We start from the raw sequence: 3,117 nt of genomic DNA on the forward strand, positions 1-3,117 counted from the left end.
ACGCCGAGGGCGGTTTGCCGAGCCACGCGATCTTCGCGCGCAGGGGTGGCCGCGCGGGAAAACGCAACTTCCGCTTTGGCAGTCTCGGTATCGCCCAAGGCAAGCGCGGCCAGGCCCTCCGACGTGATCGTGCCCTGGGACTGCCCTTCTTTGGCAATCGCCGCAAAGGACGCGCCCAATCGTGATGAGAGCGTAAAGTAGCGATTACGCCGAATGTCGAGAAAGACGAACCGATCGCCGCTCAGGCAAAAGTGGATGGTATGTCGATCGCTCACCGTGACGATCTCTGGTCCTGCGTGATGCGCGCGCCGAAGCGCGCGCACCCGATCAGTCGTCGCTCAGGCCGCCACTGGGCTGCTGGCCGTTGAGCGTGTCGTCGAAGCCAACGATCGCGCCCTGGGTTTCCCCAGTCACCGAGCCGAGGTCGATCAGTTCGTCGACCGAATTGTCGAGGATCTTTTCCATGATCATCTCCATCTGAAATGCGACTCCAACAGCCGCGTGGGAGATGATGATCAGACGGGCATGCGAATTGAACTTTATAATCTGATTATAATCGTGGGCGTTATTCTACATTGAAATTGATAAATGACCGGGTTTTGGAAAACGCACGTTGGGCGTACGCACCGGTACCTTTAGCTTCGTGCCTGGACATGCGCACCGGAACCCGGTCACACGACCGGATAACACCGGACGCCCGCTCGAATTTGGTGCGCGGAGCGAGAATCGCAAGATGAACTGCGGGAGATTACTGGCTCTCAATCCGCCTTTGCTTGCCTCTTCCTGGCAAAGCCCCGATCGGCCTTCATGAACCGCTCGATCATGGGTCCGATGAGCCGCTCGGGCGGCAGCGCCTCGGCAAGACCGTTTTCCTGCGCATGGAGCCGCGCATATTCGGCGAGCGCGCGCAGCGTCTGCGCCGGCAGTTCCAGGCGCACCTTGACCGGCTTCTCATCCTCGATTGGCCCCAGCCGCAATCCGCTCATCGCTCATTTCCTTGCCGTAGTGGCTCGAGGACCAGGTCGCGGGTGACGATGACATTGAGCGGATAGCCCGGGCGCACCGTCAGCGTCGGCGGGATCTGGACCTGGCGCTGGACCAGTTGCTGGCCGGTCTGGTTGATCGTGTCCTGCGTGCCGTAACGCAGCGCGCGAGTGAGATCATCGTTGCCGTTCGCCACGAGCTGGGTTCCGGCGCCCAGGAGCGTCGAGACCATCGCCGCCTTGAGCATATTGCCCCAGTGGTAATTGGTGCGATCCTGGAGGCCGGCCATGCCTGAGGCGTCGGCGCCGGGCTGGCGATCGAGCAGGATCGAACGCCCGCCCGGCAGGATCAGCCGATCCCAGGCGAGGAGCACCCTGTTCTGTCCGGCCGAAACCACGCTGTCATATTCGCCGATCAGCCGCGAGCCTTGCGGTATCAGGAGAATTTTGCCGGTAGGGCTGTCGTAGACATTCTGCGTCACTTGCGCGGTGATCTGCCCCGGCAGATCGGAACGGACGCCGGTGATAAGCGCGGCGGGGATCACGCTGCCTGCCTGGAGCACATAGGGGGACGCCGGTGCGACGATCCGCTCGGCACTAACGGTGGTCCGGTCAGCGCCGGCCCTGAGGAAGGCACGCTTTTCGCTCTGCCCATCGGCTTGAGGTGCAGCGCTCGCCGCGCCTTCAGGCCCTGCCGGCTCACTCGCATTCGGTGCGGGTGGGATCGTGGGCGCGCCCGTGCCCGCCGCATTGCTTTCGCTCGCGAACACGGTGCTGGTCCGGGCGGACTCGCTTTCCTGCGCCATGCGCTGACGCGCCTGCTCGGCTGCGGCGAGGCGCGGATCCTGCGGCGGCGGTGACCCCATGGGCGGCGCGGGTACGTCCTTGCCGTTCGCCTGCGCCGCCACGATCGGCCGGCCAAGATCGCCCGGCAGCGGCGGCCCGAGTTTCGGCACTTTCGAGTAGTCGGACGGCGCGGAGGTGACGACATCGGCCTTGTTGCGGCTCTGGGTGTCGATGAGATTGGCGGCGGCCTCGCGATCGGGCGTGCGCAGCGCATAGATGAGCGTGCCGCCGATGCTGAGGCCCGCGACCAGCCCCACGATGGCAAGCGTCTGGCGCGACAAGCGCATGACCCGCGGCGGATCGCCGCGCAGCCGGAAGGCCTGGGTGACGCTGACCGCTTCCTGTGCCGCGGGAGGCTCGTCCGCTTGCGGCCTGGGCTGCGCTGCCGGCGTATCCGCATCGGTTGCGGCGCCTGTTTCCGTTTCGGGGGTCGGGGCGGCCATGGCTTCCTCGCTCATGAGCGCCTCCGCTTGCCCGGACCATCCTCGCGCTCGATCCGCACGCGCGCCTGGCTCTTCTTCGTGCCGAGCCTCAGTTCGGCAGCGGCGAAGAGCCGGTCGACGATCATGTAGCGGCCCTGCACGCGGTAGTTGACGAGCTGCGCCGAACCGTCGGGGCCGCTGACGAAGAGCGGCGGCATGTCTGCGGTCGCGATCCCTTCCGGAAACTCGATATAGGCCTGCCGCCCATCATCGAACGCGCGCAGCGGGCGCCAGGACGGCCTGTCGCCCTCGATCCGATAGCGGAAGTTGAGCGCGGCGGGATCGATGCCCGATGCGATGGGTGCCGTCTGCTCAGTCTTGGCATTGGCAGCCCGCATGGCGATGAGTTCGTCCTGGGGATAGGTCCACGAGACCGCCGCCATCCAGGTCGCCGGTGTGGCCCTGAGTTCCAGATGATAGGTCCGCCGATCGGTGTTGATGACGAGGTTGGTCGCGATATCACTCCGGGTCGGCTTGACCAGGATGTGAATGCGCTTGGCCTCGCCGGTTCCGCTCACCGTGTCGCCGATGATCCAGCGCACCGTGTCGCCCGCCGCCACCGGTCCGGGGCCCACCAGTTCCTCTCCCGCCTGGAGCGCGATGTCGGTCACTCTCCCCGGCGCGGCATAGACCTGGTAAAGCGCGCCGTCGGTATAGGGATAGCGCTGGATCGCATTGAGCCAGTCGCCGCCTTGCGGCTCAACCCGCGCGGCGGCATTGGCGCGCTCGACCCGCCCGCCCGGCGGGGTTCGTGCGGTTTTTGCCGGCACAGTCTTTGCCGGGAGCGGCTGCAACTGGCCGGGAAG

4 protein-coding genes and 1 pseudogene are annotated in these 3,117 nt (G+C 65.8%); all 5 read right to left on the bottom strand.

Features of this window, described 5'->3' with window-relative positions; translation table 11 throughout:
• Positions 1-275, bottom strand: a pseudogene (locus VMR39_RS21000) (hypothetical protein); the annotation flags it as partial.
• A gap of 52 nt (positions 276-327) precedes the next feature.
• Positions 328-465, bottom strand: coding sequence for a benenodin family lasso peptide (locus VMR39_RS21005; RefSeq protein ID WP_325418735.1), 138 nt, complete (start codon positions 463-465; stop codon positions 328-330).
• 293 nt (positions 466-758) lie between these two features.
• Positions 759-986, bottom strand: a complete 228-nt coding sequence (locus VMR39_RS21010) for a DUF2274 domain-containing protein (protein WP_325418737.1) — start codon at positions 984-986, stop codon at positions 759-761.
• On the bottom strand, positions 983-2,287 hold the full coding sequence (locus VMR39_RS21015) for a TrbI/VirB10 family protein (protein WP_325418739.1): 1,305 nt from the start codon (positions 2,285-2,287) through the stop codon (positions 983-985). Before VMR39_RS21015 ends, VMR39_RS21010 begins: the two co-directional genes overlap by 4 nt.
• On the bottom strand, positions 2,284-3,117 hold an 834-nt coding region (trbG, locus tag VMR39_RS21020; RefSeq protein WP_325418741.1), incomplete at its 5' end, for a P-type conjugative transfer protein TrbG. The genes VMR39_RS21015 and trbG, both read right to left, overlap by 4 nt.

Source organism: Sphingobium sp., from assembly GCF_035511395.1.
Taxonomy (GTDB): Bacteria; Pseudomonadota; Alphaproteobacteria; order Sphingomonadales; family Sphingomonadaceae; genus Sphingobium.